Annotated in this window: 18 protein-coding genes, 1 other RNA gene and 1 pseudogene; 2 read left to right on the top strand and 18 right to left on the bottom strand. The window is 43.6% G+C overall.

The annotated features are described in order from the left end of the window. Positions 1–72: 72 nt before the first annotated feature. The 6 genes and pseudogenes from ortB to glyA form a co-directional block, all read right to left on the bottom strand. Positions 73–1,491, bottom strand: coding sequence for a 2-amino-4-oxopentanoate thiolase subunit OrtB (gene ortB / locus AAIG11_RS02080; protein ID WP_343184624.1), 1,419 nt, complete (start codon positions 1,489–1,491; stop codon positions 73–75). Next, a complete protein-coding gene (gene ortA, locus AAIG11_RS02075) occupies positions 1,484–1,789 on the bottom strand; it encodes a 2-amino-4-oxopentanoate thiolase subunit OrtA (protein ID WP_343184623.1) in 306 nt (101 codons plus the stop codon). The genes ortB and ortA overlap by 8 nt, the downstream gene beginning before the upstream one ends. Positions 1,790–1,892: 103 nt before the next feature. Beyond that, positions 1,893–2,936 (bottom strand): 2,4-diaminopentanoate dehydrogenase, encoded by a 1,044-nt coding sequence (gene ord, locus AAIG11_RS02070; protein ID WP_343184622.1) that lies wholly within the window; start codon positions 2,934–2,936, stop codon positions 1,893–1,895. A 151-nt stretch (positions 2,937–3,087) separates the two neighbouring features. Further along, positions 3,088–3,216, bottom strand: coding sequence for a helix-turn-helix domain-containing protein (locus tag AAIG11_RS18275; RefSeq protein WP_484477155.1), 129 nt, complete (start codon positions 3,214–3,216; stop codon positions 3,088–3,090). A 75-nt stretch (positions 3,217–3,291) separates the two neighbouring features. Then, positions 3,292–4,485 (bottom strand): annotated as a pseudogene (locus AAIG11_RS02060) (sigma-54 interaction domain-containing protein); the annotation flags it as partial. A gap of 70 nt (positions 4,486–4,555) precedes the next feature. Continuing rightward, a complete protein-coding gene (glyA, locus tag AAIG11_RS02055) occupies positions 4,556–5,788 on the bottom strand; it encodes a serine hydroxymethyltransferase (protein WP_343184619.1) in 1,233 nt (410 codons plus the stop codon). A gap of 302 nt (positions 5,789–6,090) precedes the next feature. Here glyA and AAIG11_RS02050 point away from each other — a divergent pair, with 302 nt between their 5' ends. Together AAIG11_RS02050 and AAIG11_RS02045 are read left to right on the top strand one after the other, a co-directional pair. Continuing rightward, on the top strand, positions 6,091–6,882 hold the full coding sequence (locus AAIG11_RS02050) for a threonine/serine exporter family protein (protein WP_343184618.1): 792 nt from the start codon (positions 6,091–6,093) through the stop codon (positions 6,880–6,882). Beyond that, positions 6,879–7,379 (top strand): threonine/serine exporter family protein, encoded by a 501-nt coding sequence (locus AAIG11_RS02045; RefSeq protein ID WP_343184617.1) that lies wholly within the window; start codon positions 6,879–6,881, stop codon positions 7,377–7,379. Before AAIG11_RS02050 ends, AAIG11_RS02045 begins: the two co-directional genes overlap by 4 nt. A gap of 22 nt (positions 7,380–7,401) precedes the next feature. Here AAIG11_RS02045 and AAIG11_RS02040 read toward each other — a convergent pair whose 3' ends face one another. The 12 genes from AAIG11_RS02040 to scfB all read right to left on the bottom strand — a co-directional run bounded on the left by AAIG11_RS02040 (position 7,402) and on the right by scfB (position 19,668). After that, positions 7,402–7,836, bottom strand: a complete 435-nt coding sequence (locus AAIG11_RS02040) for a SoxR reducing system RseC family protein (protein ID WP_343184616.1) — start codon at positions 7,834–7,836, stop codon at positions 7,402–7,404. 54 nt (positions 7,837–7,890) lie between these two features. Beyond that, a non-coding RNA gene (gene ssrS, locus AAIG11_RS02035) (6S RNA) lies at positions 7,891–8,062 on the bottom strand. 22 nt (positions 8,063–8,084) lie between these two features. Continuing rightward, on the bottom strand, positions 8,085–9,896 hold the full coding sequence (aspS, locus tag AAIG11_RS02030; RefSeq protein ID WP_343184615.1) for an aspartate--tRNA ligase: 1,812 nt from the start codon (positions 9,894–9,896) through the stop codon (positions 8,085–8,087). A 97-nt stretch (positions 9,897–9,993) separates the two neighbouring features. After that, on the bottom strand, positions 9,994–11,511 hold the full coding sequence (gene hemZ / locus AAIG11_RS02025; protein ID WP_343184614.1) for a coproporphyrinogen dehydrogenase HemZ: 1,518 nt from the start codon (positions 11,509–11,511) through the stop codon (positions 9,994–9,996). A gap of 8 nt (positions 11,512–11,519) precedes the next feature. Then, positions 11,520–12,137, bottom strand: coding sequence for an MBL fold metallo-hydrolase (locus AAIG11_RS02020; RefSeq protein WP_343184613.1), 618 nt, complete (start codon positions 12,135–12,137; stop codon positions 11,520–11,522). A 36-nt stretch (positions 12,138–12,173) separates the two neighbouring features. Next, a complete protein-coding gene (dtd, locus tag AAIG11_RS02015; protein ID WP_343184612.1) occupies positions 12,174–12,623 on the bottom strand; it encodes a D-aminoacyl-tRNA deacylase in 450 nt (149 codons plus the stop codon). 65 nt (positions 12,624–12,688) lie between these two features. Beyond that, the gene (locus tag AAIG11_RS02010; RefSeq protein ID WP_343184611.1) at positions 12,689–14,863 is read right to left on the bottom strand and encodes a RelA/SpoT family protein; all 2,175 of its coding nucleotides are present in this window, start codon (positions 14,861–14,863) and stop codon (positions 12,689–12,691) included. Positions 14,864–14,915: 52 nt separating this feature from the next. Next, on the bottom strand, positions 14,916–15,434 hold the full coding sequence (locus AAIG11_RS02005) for an adenine phosphoribosyltransferase (RefSeq protein WP_343184610.1): 519 nt from the start codon (positions 15,432–15,434) through the stop codon (positions 14,916–14,918). Positions 15,435–15,634: 200 nt separating this feature from the next. Continuing rightward, complete coding sequence (gene secF, locus AAIG11_RS02000) at positions 15,635–16,519, bottom strand: protein translocase subunit SecF (protein ID WP_343184609.1); 885 nt, start codon at positions 16,517–16,519, stop codon at positions 15,635–15,637. 13 nt (positions 16,520–16,532) lie between these two features. Then, on the bottom strand, positions 16,533–17,771 hold the full coding sequence (gene secD / locus AAIG11_RS01995; RefSeq protein WP_343184608.1) for a protein translocase subunit SecD: 1,239 nt from the start codon (positions 17,769–17,771) through the stop codon (positions 16,533–16,535). 12 nt (positions 17,772–17,783) lie between these two features. Further along, complete coding sequence (locus AAIG11_RS01990) at positions 17,784–18,302, bottom strand: gamma carbonic anhydrase family protein (RefSeq protein WP_343184607.1); 519 nt, start codon at positions 18,300–18,302, stop codon at positions 17,784–17,786. Continuing rightward, positions 18,286–19,668, bottom strand: a complete 1,383-nt coding sequence (gene scfB, locus AAIG11_RS01985; protein WP_343184606.1) for a thioether cross-link-forming SCIFF peptide maturase — start codon at positions 19,666–19,668, stop codon at positions 18,286–18,288. Before scfB ends, AAIG11_RS01990 begins: the two co-directional genes overlap by 17 nt. Positions 19,669–19,699: the final 31 nt, after the last annotated feature.

The raw sequence follows: 19,699 nt of genomic DNA, 5'->3' as shown, positions 1-19,699 counted from the left end.
ATCGATGCAGGAAATGCCCAGCGGCATTTCCTCATCGTATCATCATTATGTTCGACCTGTTCGCATGAAATATCAGACTTTCACAGAAATGTTCATTTTTTCAAGTTCAGCCGCAATAAATGTCTGGTCAGTTTTGGTTTCAGCCATCAGGTATTCCACATCTTCCTGAGTGAGTATTGATGCATCTGCAATGGCATTTTTGATGAACGAAGCGCGGAGCTTGTTCATGTCAACATCTCGTGCTTTCATCATTGAGGGATGTTCAGGTAATATGATATTTTCACCTTTTACTTCATCATCAGGGTTGCCAAAGAAAATCTGAATTCCATTTTCACGTGCAAAAGTCAATTGTGCCTGAATGTGCTTACCCGCTCCCGTATACTCGGTTTCCTGCACAACAATGATCTGATCTTCATTCATCTCCTGCGCCAGTGCAAAGGCAGCAGCCAGTGCTGTATTGCCTGCAGGACCACGTTCAAGGCCTTCAAGCTGGGCCAGTGCTTCTGTCATATAAAAGACTTCTCCCTGATTTACCAACAAGTAGCGATCCATGTAACGCAGGGGTCTGGCTGCAGATCTGGGAACATCAGACCGGTCAGGACTGGTTGCGAAGGGTATTCCAAAGCCGGTATGCCCAGTGGTAAAGGACTTGCGATTAAAGTGATTGTCGCTGGCCATATGCAGCCCTGTCAGGTCAACACTGGCTCCCACTATTTTCGTTTCAGTTGCTCCAGCTTTTATCAACCCTCTGGCAGTGCCAGTTAAGTTGCCGCCACCAGCATTGGTGCATAAAACCACATCCGGGTCGCGCCCTTCTTTTTCTCGAAATTGCATGGCCAGTTCGTAGCCCAGCGTTTCAACACCGGCAATTCCAAAAGGTGTATAGAGGGAGGCGTTAAAGTAGCCTGTTTCTTCCAGTAATGTGAGGAAAATGTAGAATAGTTCTGGACCCACACTGGTCTGTAACACCTCGGCTCCATAGGCTTCACATTTTCGCGCTTTTTCAATGATTTCAGGCTGTCCCACATAATGACTGTCGTAGCACTCCTGAACAATGATGCACTTCAGCCCGTGCATGGCAGCCTGACTGGCAACTGCAGCTCCGTAATTGCCGCTGGTAGCTGCAATGACACCCTTGTATCCCAATTTTTTGGCGTGATGAACTGCATTGGCAGCCCGCCTGGCTTTAAAACTGCCTGAGGGATTAGCAGCCTCATCTTTTATGAAAATACGCGCGCCTTTTCCCTTCGGCGCATACTTTCGGGCAAGCGCTGTCAGGTTACTCATTTCCAGCAAAGGTGTATTGCCAACTCCTGTTGATCCTTGAATCTCTTGCATTTCTGAAAGAGTATAGCCAGTTTCTTTCATCATTCGTTCATAGTCAAACCCAATACCACTCAGTTCAAACTCTTGATAATCAATTCCAACAGAAGCTTTCATTATTTCTGGGCGTCGTGACATGACAGCTTGGTAGCTGTTATCTCTATTCATCATCGGCACCTCCCCAACGTTCCCGACGCAAATCGGCACCAATGCGAAGCAATTCAGGTATAAAAGTGCCGTAATTATGTTGATAAGTCGGTTCCACTTCTGTTAGTGTTCCTTCAACAAGGCGTCCCGTTATGGTTTTGACAGTTACCAGACTGTTCATCTCAGCCTCTGCCACCAAAAAACCTTTCGCCCACATCAAAAATGGCACTTGCTTGGTGTCTTCCGGCAGTTGAGGTGCCCGCTGGCCAACCGGCAATACCTGACGTTGTATTTTTACCCAAGTTCCCTGTTGTATCAAAACAATCGCTTCCTTTCCTGCTCACACTCATACTTCAGTATTATAGATTTTTCTGTTTGATTTTCACGCTGCTAATACCGACTTCATCTAATGGAAGAATACCCTATCGCTCGATCATATCTCTCATATCTCCCATGATTGCACGAGGTACTGGCATATCCATCATCGTTTTCAAACCGGGACGGGAGTTAATCACATGAGGAATCATGTTCACTGCCATGGCAATGGTACCAATACCACCGGGAATCTCCGGCTTAATTTGCATATCGATGTTAGGAACACCACGCACCCATATATAGTCACCCGTATCCTGGCCTTCAAGATTTGGATGAATTTGCTGTGGATGCTCCATATCTATCTTCACTTCGCCATCAACTTCACCAGTGGCACAATGTCTGCACCCTGCCACATTACCTGGATCGACTGAAACATATTTGGTTTCACGGGCAACGGTACTGATGATAGGCTCTCGAGTTTGTTCAATTTTGCTGATTTTCCAGCCCAGGCCTTCTGCCACCATGCTGATGCTCTCGGGGAAGCCCACATGACCAACCACTTCGCCGCTTTCCACGCCGCTCATAAATGCTTCTTCTGTCAGCCCCACCCCTTGTCCTTTCATCACAGCCGTGCCGAAAGGTGATAAGTCATTGACACGGGAAGCTTTGATATAGTCAACGGTTTCGCAGGTTCCAGTAAGGGCCAGAATCAGCAGGTCCAATACAAATCCAGGGTTAATGCCCGTCCCCAGAATTGTCACATTGTTCTCTTTAGCGATCTGATCCATTTTTTCTGCCAGTTCAGGTTCCTGTGCCTTGGGGAAAGCCATTTCTTCAGCAATGGAAATGACGTTAATACCATTCTCAGCTACTTTTTTGATTTTGTCAAAAGTGTCGCGTGTGAAAGAATCTGTTGCAACAAGTACCACGTCAGCTGATTTCTGCTTCACCAGTGTATCAATATCATTGGTGACGATGATGGGTTGACGCCCGGCTGCATCTATTTCCAGTACATCGAACAAATTTTCTCCAACGTGACTTCTGCGGCTGCAAACACCAACAATATCAACACCCTTTTTTTCCAGTAGCATTTTAGCCATTCCACTACCCATTGCACCAATTCCCCAAATAATCACTTTCACATTTTCCATCATTTTGCCTCCTTTTGAAATAGTCATTCGTTCGACGTTAATCTGACATCAGCTTTTGGAATTTCATTAACTTATACACTATGCAAAAGGCGTGCCAATATATAATAAATCAAAAAACGCCGGAATAATTCCGGCGTAACAATCATTTCAGCTAGTGTTCAAGGCTGTATTTTTTGAGTTTATGCTGCAGTGTCTGCCTTTTGATTCCCAATCGTTGTGCAGCCTGGCTGATATTTCCACTTGTTTGGAGCATGGCATTTTTGATATAAGCGCTTTCCACTCTGTCAACCACTTGATTCAGATCGACAAACTCATCCAATGACACATGCAAATTATTTTGCGTTTGTGCAAAATTTTTCTCAGCTTCTCTGAAAATATATTCAGGAAAACTGTCACGCATCAGGAGTGATTCTCCAATACTCAGGTTCATGGCACCTTCGATGGCATTTTCGAGCTCACGTACATTGCCAGGCTAGGGATAGTTCATGAAAGCATCCAAACACTCTGAGTCCATACCAGTCACTGACAGCTTCAGTTGGCTGTTGTACTTGGCAATGAAGTAATCTGTCAATCCTTCGATATCTTCTTTTCGGTCTCTCAGGGGGGGAATCAAAATATTAACCACATTCAATCGATAATATAAGTCTTTTCGAATTTTTCCGTGTTGGAGGATGAACTGGGGGTCTTCGTTGGTAGTGGCAATAATTCTGACATCTACCGGAATATCTTTTAAGCCTCCCACACGACGAACATATCCCTCCTGAAGCACACGAAGAAGCTTCGCCTGAAGTTGAAGGCCCATGGAATTAATTTCATCAAGAAGGATCGTGCCACCGTTAGCCTGTTCGAAAATCCCAGGTCTATCAACAGCACCTGTAAAGCTGCCTTTCGAAGTTCCAAACAGAAGACTTTCCAGCAAAGATTCTGGAAAAGCGGCACAGTTCTGGGCAATAAACGGGTTGGATGACCGCCTGCTGGCATAATGAATTCCCTGAACAAAGAGCTCTTTTCCAGTACCGGTTTCCCCGTAAATAAGAACGCTTGAAGATGACTTGGCAGCTCTTTTTGCCAGTTTGATTGCTTTTTGAAATGTAGGACTCTGCCCTTTCAGATCTTCAAAGGAGTAGCTTCTAATGTGATGTTTACCATGATAGACCGGCTGTGTTATGGTTTGCTGCAGGCGCATAATTTCATCAGAAAGTTCTTTGATTCGGGTTATGTTTTTTGCAATTTCAACTGCCCCAATTTTTTCATTGTTAACATATAGAGGAATAGTGGAATTGATAGTCATTATTTTCTTCTTCTGTCGGTTCATATAAGTCTGGCTTTGATCAAGAATTGGTTTTTCGGACGTTAGTACCTGCAAGAGGGTGCTGGTTTGATGATTAAGGTCGGGGAAAACACTGAGAAATTTTTGTCCGACGACATCTTCTGCCTGCATACCCTCTAATTCTCCCATAGCTTTATTATAGAGAATGGTAAATCCGTTTTTGTCGATGACATGTATCCCTTCATCAATGACATTGAGAATATTTTGGAGAATTGCCATCAAAACGCTTTTTGTGACCATTCCGTTTCCCCCGTCCCTTTAAACCACTTTCACTGGGTTGCTGATGAGTCTATTCGTACAGTTTATACCTGGAGCACAGGGCACCGACTCTGGTCTGTACCTTTTCCTTATGAGTTGGATGATGAATGATCTCAGCAATCAAATCAGCAATCTCTTTCATTGCATCTTCCTTCATACCCCGGGTCGTCACCGCTGGTGTTCCAAGGCGCACACCACTGGTTACAAATGGACTTTCAGGGTCATAGGGAATGGTGTTTTTATTGCAGGTGATGCCAATTTCATCAAGTAAATGTTCTGCATCTTTTCCTGTAATGCCCTTATTGCGAAGGTCCAGCAGAAGAAGATGGGTGTCTGTTCCATCAGATATCAGATTAAACCCATGAGATTTAAGCGCTTCACCCAAGGCTATGGCATTGGAGATAGTTTGACGCTGGTACTCCTTAAACTCCGGTTCCAACGCTTCTTTAAAGGCTACTGCTTTTGCGGCGATGACATGCATCAGTGGACCGCCTTGTATCCCTGGAAAAATAGATTTATCGATCATTTTCGCATGCTCTTTTCGGCAGAGAATAGCTCCTCCTCTGGGGCCGCGGAGGGTTTTGTGAGTGGTAGTGGTAACAAAGTCAGCATAAAGGCAGGGATTTTGATGAAAGCCGGCTGCAATTATTCCTGCGATATGAGCCATATCAACCATTAGGTATGCATTCGCTTCATCCGCAATTTCTCTGAAGCGTTTAAAATCAATTTCACGGGGATAGGCACTGGCACCAGCAACAATCATTCGGGGTTTTTCCTTAAGAGCGAGTTCCCGAACTTCATCATAGTTGATCAGATGAGTTTCAGCATCAACGCCGTATGCCACAAAATTATAGTAGTTGCCAGACATATTGACAGGACTGCCATGAGTAAGATGGCCACCGTGGGATAAGTTCATGCCCAGCACCTTGTCACCTGGCTTTAAGACAGCGAAATAGACGCCAAAATTCGCACCAGATCCTGAATGAGGCTGCACATTGACATGCTCAGCATTAAACAACTGCTTCATTCGATCCCGGGCAAGATTTTCAGCAACGTCAACTTCTTCACAACCGCCGTAATAGCGATGTCCAGGATAGCCTTCCGCATACTTATTTGTCAGCTGACTGCCCATGGCTTCCATGACCGCTGGAGAAACAAAATTTTCAGAAGCAATCAGTTCAATTTTATGACGTTGTCGAGCTGTCTCCCGATGAATCACATCCAGAATTTCAGGGTCTTGCTTTTTCAAAAATGAGTAATCCATTTAATCATCTCCTCTCAGTTTTAAGCTTAACCACAGCATACCTCATTGAAGGAATGCTGTAAAGCCCATAATTTTGCACTTTGATAGTTTCGTTGAAAATGCATATGATGATCTTGAAGCTATATGAAATGCTGTAATTAATTTAACGCTGATCTACTTGATTTTTGCTTTCAAAGAGCCTATACTTCATAGGAAGCTTGTCGACTTAAACAATTGACATGTGCAGTTTCCGAAAAAGTGATGATTTGTTCCAACTGGCATAATAGCCAGTTCAGGAGTTGTTGAAAGAAAGGCTGATAATCATGAATACTGATGCTTCTAAAAAGCTTATGATCTTTGCCCTCTACGCTGGAGAAATACTCCTCAAAAATGGCGCCGAGACTTATCGAGTTGAAGACACGATTTCACTGCTGTGTCGATCAGGTCACTATGAGTATACCGAAGTATTTGTGACACCCACGGGTATTTTTGTTTCCATTGACCAAAAAGATGATCATACAGGACATATGACAACTTTCATCAAGCGCATTAAGAATCGATCCATTAATCTTGAAAAAGTTTCACTGGTAAATGATTTGTCACGACGGTTTGTTGCTGGACACATATGCCTGGAAGAAGCCATGCAGGAACTGAAAGTCATTGATCGATCACCTGGATATCCCTTTTGGCAAAAAGCTGTTTTTGGAGGTATGGGAAGCGCCTTGTTTGCTGCGTTGTTTGGCGCCAACTTTCTTGAGTTTTTCTTTGCTCTGTTAGCCAGTATTCTGGTCACTGTCACCGCTTCTAAAATGGATGAAGCCAGTTTCCCGCCTTTTGTTTGTCACATGGCAGGCGGTGCTGTGGCTGCGCTTCTGGCTGTTATTGCTTCGGGAGTAGTGCCTGGGGTTGAGATGGATAAAGTGATTGTAGGTGCTGTTATCGTATTGGTGCCGGGAGTTGCCGTTACCAATGCAATTCGTGATTCCATTGCCGGTGATTTGATTTCCGGCATGGCCAAGGGAGCTGAAGCTGTTATTATTGCCACCTCCATTGCCATTGGTGTTGGAGCTGTTCTTAAAACCTGGTTGTTGCTGACGGGAGGAAGCCTGTTATGATGATACTGAAAGAACTTTTAATCGTCAATTTTATCATTTGTGGATTTGCCTTTTTGTTTAATGCACCGTTATCTACTCTTCCAAAAGCAGGATTTGGTGGAGCAATGGGGTGGTTGGCACACCTTGGAACAGTTTCATTGACAGGATCTGTCATTATCGGAAGCTTTACTGGTACTCTTGTCATAGCCTTGCTGGGAGAAATTTTTTCTATCAGGGATAAGAAACCGATGACCGTTTTTATTGTTCCAGGCATTGTACCTTTCGTTCCTGGTTTTGGTCTCTACAATACCATGCTTGCCATTTTGGAGCAGGATTATTCGCTGGCAGCTTCGTATGGTACTGATTCATTCTTCGTGGGATTAGCTATTGCATTTGCATTAACGATTATGCTAAGTATAAACACTTATCGAAAAAGCAAAAAGCAAAACCGCCAAATGAAAAAAGAAAAAGGATCCGACAAAAGTGTTGATGTCACTTTGTCTGAATCCTCTTTATAAACATCAAGAGTTATATTTCGGCTTAATCTGCTTCCTCAATCACATTGGTGATAACTGGAAGCATTTTTGATTTAAACTGTTGATTTTTTTCACTTCTGTTTAAAAGCACATAGGCCAGTGCTGTCATTGAGAAAGCAAAGATCGCCGTTAGTAAATCTGCATATTGCTGAACACCCATTGCCTGCAGACCATAATGCCCGACTACCACACCTGTTACTAAAAACAACAGTGGAACCACATACATCAAAAAGGCAGCCAGCAGTACATGCTGATGTTCCATCTCAACTTCAACGATTTGACCTTTAGTCACATTTTGAGGATTCAGTGCTTCCAGTTCGATGGGCTTTTCAGAGGATCCCATCTTGCAGGCATTGCATCCGGCACAACTGGAATGTCGTTGCATTCGGACTCGAGCTGTCTGGTCGCCAGTTTCAATCACCAGTCCACATTGTTTCATCAGTTGATCCTCCCAAATATCTGAAAAACCCATTTGACAGGGCTAAAATTTAAGCGACACCCGCCATGCCGTATGTCGATCGTTTTGGACCTGCTCTCGCAGGTGGGTGCCCTGCCAATGATTTTACAAGTCCCAAAGGGCTTTTGTTCCACCATCAGACGCCAGGCTCCCAATGTAATAGTGTTGGCTCAAAACTAAATCGAATACACGCACACAGCAGGCTGTCTATGTCATCATAATATCATAAATCAGTCGGTTTGACAATGTGGTGGAACTGATTCACCTTTTGTTGACAAAAGAGAAATGCCCAGCTCTTCCAGTTGCTTTGAGTCAGCTGTCGAAGGCGCATTAGTTAATGGACAACCTGCGTTTTGTGTTTTGGGGAATGCTATCACCTGACGAATATTATCTTCTCCTGCCATGATCATAACAAGACGGTCAAGTCCGAAAGCAATACCGCCATGAGGTGGGGTGCCAAATCGAAATGCATCTAAAAGAAAGCCAAACTTTTCATTAATCTCGGTTTCATCCAAACCCAAGGTGCGAAACATTTTTTCTTGAAGAGAGGCATTGTGGATACGAATACTGCCACCACCAATTTCATAACCATTTAGAACAATATCATAGGCTTTTGCACGTGCTTCTCCGGGAGCTGTATCAAGCTTTGTAACATCAGTATCCACAGGTGAGGTGAATGGATGATGCATGGCTACATATCGTTCTGCTTCATCATCATATTCGAGCAGTGGAAAATCAGTAATCCAAACAAATTTGTATTGATTTGGTTCTATGATCTTAAGCCTTTTTGCCAGCTCGCACCGAAGAAACCCTAATGAAGCTGCCACAATTGACGGTTCATCTGCAATGAAAAGAATTAAATCATTCTCTTCAGCTTCCGATTTTGCAATTATTTGATCCAGTGTTTCTTCACTGAAAAACTTTTTAATGGGTGATACAATCTCTTCTGTTTGCACCTTCATCCAAGCAAGGCCCTTGGCACCATAAGTTTTGACCAAGTCTTCAAGCACGCTAATTTCTTTACGCGTAAAAGCATCAGCTCCGCCTTTAACGGTGATGCTTTTCACTTGTCCGCCTCTATTCAGGGTTTCATTAAAAACGTTGAACCCACAGCCTTTAACAACAGGTGCAAGATCAATCAATTCCATACCAAACCGGAGATCTGGTTTGTCAGATCCGAAACGATTGATGGCTTCCTGGTAGGTTAGCCGTTTGAAGGTGAGTGGCAAGTCAATTTTCATCACAGTCTTAAATAAACTCTGCAGTAATCGGCTATTGATATCAATTACGTCTTCAAGGGTGACAAAAGACATTTCGCAGTCAATTTGTGTGAATTCAGGCTGTCTGTCAGCTCTCAAATCTTCATCGCGAAAACATTTTACAATTTGAAAGTAGCGATCCATGCCAGATACCATCAGTAATTGTTTGAAAAGCTGTGGTGACTGAGGCAACGCATAGAATTTTCCCGGATTAACCCTGCTGGGCACAAGATAATCCCGGGCTCCCTCGGGAGTTGGTTTAGTGAGTACTGGTGTTTCAACTTCTACAAAGCCTTCTTCTGTCAAGAAATGTCTAACATGGTTTGCCACCTGTTGCCGTAACAATAGGTTTCGTTGCATACCTGGTTTGCGCAAATCAAGATAACGATACTTAAGACGCAGGGCTTCAGAAACATCGTCATCATCACGAATATAGATGGGGGGCGTTTCAGCAGCATTCAGTATTAACAGGGCATCTGCATAAACTTCTATTTTTCCAGTGGGCAGGTTCGGGTTCTCTGACTGGCGTTTAACGACTTTTCCTTGTACCGATATAACGTACTCTGAACCCAGCATTTCTGCTTTTTCAAATGCTTCGGTGGATAACTCGCGATCAAAAATAATCTGAATGACGCCAGACCGGTCTCTTAGATCAACGAAAATTAAACTCCCCAGATCCCGTCGTTTTTGAACCCATCCGTTGAGTGAAACCCGCTCATTAATTTGCTCTTCAGACAGCTCACCACATCGGTGAGTTCTTTTAAAAAAGCCTTGTTCTGACATCCAATCATCTCCTTCTTTCTATAGACAATATCACATTTGACTTTTCGATGATGTTCAAACACTTATTAAACCTCAGATAAACAGATTGCTTGGCAGGTTACTTATGAAATGATTCCCAGTCCTTATAATGGAAGCCTACTTCGTGCATCCGTTGTATGTAGACCTGGATGCTTTTAGGATTGGGAATCCTTCGAATTCGGTCTTGAGCCGGAAAATACTGTTTTGATACAGCACCGGCACCAACACCAAGAATAGTCTGCTTTTCTTCCATCATGAGAATATTATACAGACATTCAGTGCCAGGCAGAGAATAACCAATGTTTTCCAGATGGCCGGTTATTTCTTTTTGTCGATATAGATAATAGGGTTTCATATGATTTGAATAAGCCATCACTTCAATTTCATCCATCAATATGTCTGCTGTTTGGTCATCCAGTCGCTGGTTATCTCCAATCATGGCCAACGATGAGCTTCGTTTCAGTGCCAATGCATGTACCGTTAGATTTGTCGGCTGAAGCGCTTCTATTTCTTTAAGCGTATGCCTCACATGCTGTATCCCTTCTCCGGGCAAACCAATGATGATATCCAAATTGATGAGGGAAAAGCCTTCCGCTAACGCCATTTCCCATGCCTGGTAAAAATCATGGGTTGTATGATGACGATTTACATTGGCCAGGGTACTGTCATTGAATGTTTGTGGGTTAATGCTCAATCGGTGAACAGGGTATTGATGCAGCTCGCGAAGTTTCTCAAGCGTCAATGTATCCGGCCGACCAGCTTCAAAAGTAATTTCACGCACCTGATGTAGGGGATATATACTCGCCAGTGTATCCATTAACTGATGAATCTGTTTTGCTGAAAATACAGAAGGTGTTCCTCCGCCGATATAGATGGTGTCAAGCTGACGCCCTTGCTCTATGAGCCAACGTATAGCTTGCTTCAGTTCAATAAGGAGTGCTTGCAGATATTGTTCCAGCAATGGATCGTGCTGTCCTTTAACTGGTTGTGAGATAAACGAACAATAAGAGCAACGTGATGGACAAAGAGGAATTCCAATGTACAGGCTTACACGGTTAGGTGCTGTCCTGTGTAATATAGGACGTTGTACCGCTGCGACTTCAGTCAAGAGCGCAGCCTTCTTTTTGCTGATCAGATAATGTGTTTCCAGTGAATCTTTTACCTGCTCGTCATTTTCGAGCTGTTGGGTCAGTTGATGTGCCAGCTTCACCGGACGGACGCCAGTGAGAATTCCCCAGGGCAATTGACGGGGACGCCATTGTTGCATCACTTTGAAAAGACACTTTTTAAAGTCTCGTTTGAACAGTTTTTGGTCAAAATCAATCGAGTGATTTTTGACTCTATCACCATCAATGAACCAGCTTTCTGTAAATGTATGACTTTCTGTTTTCAGGCAGCAAAAAAATCGACATCCCGCTCTGTCTGAATAGCAAAGAAGCCCCAGTGTTGGCACCGGGGTGGTTTCATCGATGTTGGGATCCACTGAGATTAGTGTCAATTCAGCGGGATAAAAAAGCCTTGCCAACTCTCTGGTTTCATAAGCCAGAAAATCATCCTGTACAATTATTTGCAAAGTTTTCAGCGAATGTCGGCTCATATAAACACCTACAGGTAGGGATTTTTCGTTCGTTCCTCTCCAATTTTACTTTCAGGCCCGTGTCCAGGGTAGACGACGACATCGTCCTCAAAAATCATCAGCCGATCTTTTATCGATCGTATCAATTGACGGTGATTGCCGCCTTCAAGATCTGTTCGGCCAATTGACATCATAAAGAGGGTATCTCCTGTAAATAACAAATTATCTGCTTTGAGACAAATTCCACCCTGTGTGTGACCGGGCGTCGAAATTACAAGAACAGACTTATCTCCCAGTAGAATTTCATCACCATCTTCCAGTGTGCCATCAGGAGTTACTTCAATACCTGTACCCATCATAGATGTAAAGTTTCGTTTGCTGTCTGTCAACATGGCGGCATCTTCTTCGTGAATAGCCATTGATACGCCGGTACGATCCTGTAATTCTGCCACTGCTCCAATATGATCTCCGTGACCATGTGTTAAGACAATGAGTTTAAGTGTCCAATCTTGTTGTTCCAGTACTTGTATAACACCTCCAGCGTTTCCGCCGGGATCAATCACGATGGCTTCCTTGGACTCTGTTTCGCCTAAGATATAGGTGTTGACCTGCAATGGACCTGTTACCAGTTTCTTAACTTTAAACATGTTGGTCTCCTTCCATCATTCGCTGAGTGTCTATCTCTAAAACTGCTTTTTACTGTCGACAAGCATGGTGACTGGCCCGTCATTCACTGATTCAACTTCCATATGTGCCTGAAAAACACCTGTCTGTGTATGAATCCCTTTGTCTCTGCACATTTCAACAAACTGACAATACAGCGCATCTGCCTCGGTTGGTGGTTTTGCTTCGGAAAAACTGGGGCGTCTGCCTTTACGACAGTCACCCAACAGGGTGAACTGAGAAATGCATAGAATCTCACCTGCTTCATCCATTAGTGACCGGTTCATTTTTCCGTCCTGATCTTCAAAAATGCGTAGATGAATGATTTTTTCCACCATGTAATTAACGTCTTCCTCAGTGTCGTTTTTTTCTACTCCCACATATATCAAAAGACCTTGTTGAATTTCTCCGGTTATCTGATTTTCTACAGTGACTTTGGCACTCCTGACGCGCTGTACGACTGCTCTCACTGTTGTCACTCCCTCTTTTGTCAGTATGGTTATGTGATTAACGCATATGTGTTGACTGTGTACTCTTACGTTTTTACACGGTACACATCAAGAACCCCTTCCATTCTTCTGCATTTTTGCATGAGATGTTCAAGGAAAGCGATATCTTTTGTTTCAATGACCAAATTGATGGAAGCGGAATGATCTTTACTGGTTCGGGCATTCAAAGCATTGACAGTGACTTTCATGTCTGTCAGCAATTGGGTGATTTCACGCAGCAGCCCTTTCCGGTCAGTGGCATTAATCTGAATTTCGGCCTGAAAATCAATTTGAGTATCACCGTCCCACTCCACTTCAATTACCCGCTCATCTTTTTCCGGACTCTCCGAAAGACTGGGGCAATCACGTCGATGCACCGAAACACCTCGCCCCCGTGTAATATAGCCAACAATGTCATCTCCAGGAACAGGGTTGCAGCATTTAGAAAAACGTACCATGATATTATCGATTCCCTTTACGCTGACACCTTGACTTTTTTTCACCGGGCGTTTTTTATCTGATTCTTTCTTAGGCAATGCCGGCATCCATTTTTCCAGTTCCTCTGACGGAACTTCACGCTTGATATATTCCCTGATTTTGGGGAGAATTTGAGCCAGTGTGATGCCACCATAGCCCAATGTGGCATATAGGTCTTCCTCTGAGGCCAGGCTCATTCTTTTTGCAACGGATGTCAATGTTTTAGGGTTCATTGCCAATTGCATCGGTACGTTCATCCGCTTGACATTTTGCTCCAACATTTCTTTTCCTTTGGCAATATTCTCTTCCCGGCGTTCTTTTTTAAACCATTGCTTTATTTTTGTCTTTGCCTGTGAACTTTGTACAATCTTCAGCCAGTCGCGACTGGGACCATTACTGTTGGATGAAGTCAGCACTTCAATGATGTTGCCGTTTTTCAATTTGTAATTTAATGGTACAATACGACCGTCAACTTTGGCGCCCACACACTTATTGCCAATATCACTATGAATTTTATAGGCGAAATCGATGGGTGTGGCTCCGGCAGGCAAATCAATCACTTTGCCCTTTGGCGTAAAGACAAAAACCTCATTGGTAAACAGATCGATTTTCAGTGATTCCATAAACTCTTTGGGGTCTTTTGTTTCTTTTTCCCACTCCATCATTTGACTGAGCCAAGCAAGTTTCTCATCAATATTACTGGATTCCCGCGTTGTTTGATTTTCTTTGTATTTCCAGTGAGCAGCTATACCATATTCTGCAATCTGATTCATTTCCCAGGTTCGAATCTGTATTTCAAAGGGTTCGCCTTTTGGTCCAATCACAGTTGTATGAAGAGACTGATACATATTAGGCTTCGGCATGGCGATATAGTCTTTGAAACGACCGGGAATGGGTTTCCAGATGGTGTGTACCACACCCAAGACACCATAGCAGTCTTTAATACTGTCAACAATCACCCGAATGGCCAGAAAATCAAATATTTCTTCAAAGGCGCGGCCCTGATTAACCATTTTTTTGTAGATACTATAGAAATGCTTGGGGCGTCCATAAATTTCATTTTCAATATCGAAATCGGAAAGTTTTTCTTTTAACTCTCGGATAACAAGATTGATGAAGTCCTCACGATCTTTTCTTTTTTTGGCAACTTTTTCCACAAGTGCATAATAGCCTTCAGGATCCATGTAAAGCAGGCTGAGATCTTCAAGTTCCCATTTAATGCGGGAAATACCCAGGCGATGGGCAATCGGAGCAAAAATATCAAGCGTTTCATGAGCTTTCTCTTTCTTCTTTTCGTCGCTCTGAAACTTGAGGGTACGCATATTATGAAGCCGGTCTGCAAGCTTTATTAACACGACGCGGATATCCTTTGCCATGGCAACAAACATTTTGCGCAGGTTTTCTGCTTGCTTTTCTTCTTGCGTTTCAAAGCTCATTTTGGTAAGTTTGGTGACCCCTTCAACCAGTTCTGCAATTTCAACACCAAACTCGGATTTGAGTTTTTCATAGCTATTGGGGGTGTCTTCCAGCACATCATGCATTAATCCGGCTGCAATGGTGCTGCTGTCCATTTGCATTTGGATGAGGATTTTTGCAACTTCCACCGGATGAGAAAAGTACCTGTCTCCCGATTTGCGGTATTGGCCTTCATGAGCACTTTCCGCATACTGAAAAGCTCTGATGATCAGTTCGACATCGCACTGTGGATTATACTCTTCAATCATGGTAATGAGATTTTCCAGCATCTCAGGATCACCCCCTTATGGCTTAATTGTTCCGCAAACATCGTTTAGAGCTTTACTCGTCGTAAGTGATCAGTGATTGCACATCGTATCCCTGCAGTCTATCTCTTCCATTGAGAAATTTAAGCTCCATAAGGAACTGAACCGAAACCACAATTCCACCCAGCGATTCGATAAGTCTTGCCGTTGCTAGTACAGTGCCACCGGTGGCTAATAAGTCGTCCACAATGGCTACCTTTTGGCCTGGTTTGATGGCATCACGATGGATTTCAAGAGCATCTGTTCCGTACTCAAGTTCATATTCATAGCGTTCAACTTTAGCTGGTAATTTTCCGGGCTTTCTGACGGGAACAAAGCCAGCACCCACCTGACAGGCGACAGGAACTCCTACGATAAATCCGCGGGATTCAGGCCCAGCAATAATTTCCACGCCCTTATCCTTCAAGTTTTCAGAAATAGCATCAATTGTTGCTTTTAGTGCCAAAGGATCTTTCAAAAGGGTGGTGATATCCTTAAAGTTAATACCTGCTTTGGGGAAATCCTGTATTTCACGAATGGTTGATTTAAGATCCATGGTATACCCTCCTGATATTGGTCAAATTTTCAGTTCTTGCCAGCGCCAATATGTTTCATTATAACGGTTTGATGAAGATTGAGCAATAACTCCCACCATATATACGCGATACCCATTTAATATAAGTGAAAAAACGACCACAGCCGCAGTAAAGCGCATACGGTATGTGGTCGGGGGAAGTTCACTGATCATATAATGAACTAAGCTTTGGCGAACATTTTATTGCGATCCTTTGTACGTTCCTTAATCATCACCCATACAGGGCTGGCAATGAAAATTGAAGAATAGGTCCCACTCACAATACCAGCAATCAGAGGAAGCGCAAACTCTCTTATCTGTGGCACTCCCATAATGTACAGTGCAAGAATCATAACCAGAGTTGTCAGGGAGGTATAGACAGATCGTTTGATTGTTTGATTGATACTGTTGGTGGCCAATTGTTCAAAATCAAATTTCTTCATGGTTTTACGATTTTCACGGATGCGATCGAAAACGACAATGGTATCATTAATTGAATAACCCAATACGGTTAACATTGCTGCGACAAAGGGACTATTCAGCGGAATTCTAAAAATCACATAAACCGCAAGAACCACTAAAATATCGTGGAATAATGCAATAATCGCTGCGATGCCAAAGCTGAACTCGAAACGGAAGGTGATGTATATCAACATTCCCACAGCTGCTATCAGCATGGATAGAAATGCTCTGTCGCGAATTTCTCTTCCGATGGCCGGTCCAAACTGTTCAGCACGCAAAAAGTCATCCTCAGTTATTTGATAGCGGGTTTCCAGTTCACGAAAGACTTCCATCCGTTCAGAATGATCCAAATCTTTAATAGTTCTAATCTGAAGTGTTGTTTGATCACTGCCTATGAAATTAATACTGGCACTTGTATCAAATGTGTTTGTAATCGAACGGATTTCGTCTGTACTTGCAGATTGATGCAGTTCAAACTCCATCAGTGTGCCGCCTGTAAAGTCAATACCTGCATTGACTCCAGACAATAGAGCTATTACCAGCCCCACCATAATAATGGCGGCGGAGATGGAGAACCAGATTTTTTTCTGATGAATAATATCCATTTCTGCTTCCTCCTTATACGCCAAAGTAGCGGGGATTTTTGAAAAGATTAGTGGAAATTAAAAGCTTGAGCAGTACGCGGGTTATAAAGACTGCTGTCAGCAAACTTACGACGAGTCCGATTATCAGCATTACTGCAAACCCACGTATGGGTCCTGTTCCAAACTGATAAAGCACCAAACCGGCAATAAGGGTGGTGATATTGGCATCCATGATGGTTCTAAATGCTCTTTTGAACCCAGAGTCAACTGCTGCACGAACGGTTTTTCCATTGGACATCTCTTCTTTTAAGCGTTCGAAAATAATGACATTTGCATCTACAGCCATACCAATAGAGAGAATCAGCGCTGCAATTCCCGGCAAAGTGAGCGTTGCATTGAGGCTGATAAAGATGGTCAATACCAACAATACGTAGATTGTCAGAGCAATGTTGGCCACAAGACCTGGCAGACGATAGATCAAGAGCATGAATAGGAACACTAATGCAATCCCTATCTTTGCTGCTTGAACGCTCCTGTTGAGAGCATTAACGCCCAGAGAAGCAGTAATTGTAGAAGTCTGAACTTCATTTAAGGTGACCGGTAATGAGCCGGCTCTTATGAGTGCAGCCAGATTGGAGGCTTCTTCAATTGAAAAGTTGCCGCTGATGGTTGCTGTTCCAAGTGAAATCTGGTCCTGAACAATGGGAGCAGAAATCACTTCGTCATCCAGAATAATATAGATTGGTTCACCTAGATATCGTCCGGTGGCCTCTGAAAAGCTCCGGGTACCTTCTGTGTCCAGCTCAAGTCTCACCACTGGATCAGGTTCTCGATCGACATATGTGGGGGATGCGTCTGTTACATTGCTGCCTGTCAGCACCACCTCGCCGTCAGGTGTTACAAACTGTAATTGTGCTGTTTTACCGATCATGTCCAACGCATCCTGCACCTGCTCAACGCCAGGCAGTTCGACTCGAATTCTTCGATCACCTTCCTGAACGATCGTCGGTTCTGTTAACCCCATGGCATCAACCCGTCGACGAAACACTTGTATTGTTTGGTTAATCAACTGATCCAGTTCTTGCCCTGTTGCGGTGGTATCTGCCTCAAAAACCACAAAGACACCGCCCTTTAAATCCAGACCCTGCTTAATACTGTCTCTGACAGGTGCAATTTCAGCGCCGCCTATTTGCAGCCCGTTCACAGCAGCCAAAACACCTGTGATCGCCAATGCAACAATTATCACAAAGGCAATAAGACCTTTTGCTTTCATGTTGTTTCCTCCTTATCGGGCGTCTTGTTCCCGTTTGTGTTGTTGAGCAAAAACAATGTAGTCTTCTGCCGATCGTTTAATTCTGTCGATTTCATCTGATGTCAGATCACGAATCACTTTTGCTGGTGATCCCATTGCCAAAACGCCTGCTGGAATGGTTTTGCCTTCCGGCACCAGACTTCCTGCTGCAATAATCGTGTCGTTTCCAATGACAGCGCCATTAAGAATCACGGCACCCATACCGACCAGCACCCGGTCTCCTACGGTGCATCCGTGGACAATGGCATTGTGTCCAACTGTTACAAAATCACCGATAATGGTGGGATGGTGGTAGGCTATATGTAAAACTGAACCATCCTGAATATTACTGCCTTCGCCAATATAAATATCATTGTAGTCACCTCTGGCAACGACACCATACCAGATACTGGCATTTGGTTTCAAAACCACATTTCCCATGACACTGGCTGTTTCTGCAACAAAGCAAGTGTTGTCAATAGTGGGATGCTGTCCATTATGGACTTTGATCATAGTCAATCCCCTCACTTTCTTTTGCCGCCAGCATTAATGCAGTTTCAATGCGTGATTTTTCAAGTCGGCAACCAATGGCATACGGTTTGATAAGTGAACCATTGCTGTGCCATGCGTTTGCATGACAACCGCCACTGCAATAATACTTTGCCCAACATTCACGACACTCACTTTTATCATATATCGTGGCATTTTCAAATTGTGCCAACGTTTGAGCAGCCGTCAAACCAGTTGTCACATGACCTATATAAAAATCCGGGTTACCAACGAACTGATGGCAGGGATACAAGTCTCCTTCTGGAGTGATGGCCACATACTCTGTACCAGCCCCACAGCCCGAAGCTCTTTTTTTGATGCACGGACCCTGTTTTAAATCAATGATGAAGTGGAAAAAGCGAAAAGACTGACCCGCATTGGCACATTGCAGGTATAACTCTGCCAGGCGGTCATACTCTTTTTCAATCAAATCACAATCTTCATCCCTTAATGAAAGCGGGCTTTCTGGTGGTGCCACCACCGGTTCCACAGAGATTTCTCGAAAACCCTGGTCAACCAAATGAGCCACATCGCTGGTAAAATCAAGGTTTTCCCTCGTAAAAGTGCCCCTGACAAAATGAGGTCTATCTGCCCTCAGAGCAACCATTTTTTTGATGTTTGGCAGTATTTTCTGATAAGAGCCTTCACCATTCCGACATTTACGCATTTGATCATTGACTTCCGGTCTTCCATCGAGACTTAGCACCACATTGCTCATATGCTCGTTAATCCATGCCATGTTTTCATCAGTAAGTGCCAGTGCATTGGTTGTCAGTGTGAAACGAAATTTCTTTCCCGTATCCTGCTCACGACTTCGTGCGTATGCAACGACGTCTTTAACCAAAGGCATATTCAATAGTGGTTCGCCGCCGAAAAAATCCACTTCCAAATGGATTCTGTTCGCGGAATGTCTAATCAAAAAGTCAATGGCAGCTTTGCCCGTCGACAGGTTCATCATAGAACGCTCACCCTGAAAAGTGCCTTCTGATGCAAAGCAATATGCGCATGAAAGATTACAATCGTGTGCCACATGCAAGCAGATTGCTTTCACAACACCCGGGCGATGGGCCACTTCTTCATCCAACGGATGAGCATCAGAAAACAGCAGGTTTGCTGATATTAATTGATGGATTTCAGCCAAAGCATCTATTACGGCTGATTTTCCATATTCAGTTTCCAGCTGTTGTCTCTCATGATCCTGAAGCTGTAAGTGGTTACTGGTGATTGATCCGGTTAAGATCTTGTAAACCAGTTCATCCACCATATGTACAGCTCCGGAGTTCACATCAATTGCCAGATTAATGCCATTTTTACTGAATGTGTGAATCACTTAAAGGCCTTCTTTCTTCATTTGCAGCAGC

Origin of the sequence: Anoxynatronum sibiricum, from assembly GCF_039414295.1 — a bacterium.
Lineage (GTDB): Bacteria > Bacillota > Clostridia > Peptostreptococcales > Tindalliaceae > Anoxynatronum > Anoxynatronum sibiricum.
The sequence above is the reverse complement of the archived record's forward strand: the minus strand, read 5'-3'. Positions and strand labels throughout refer to the sequence as shown.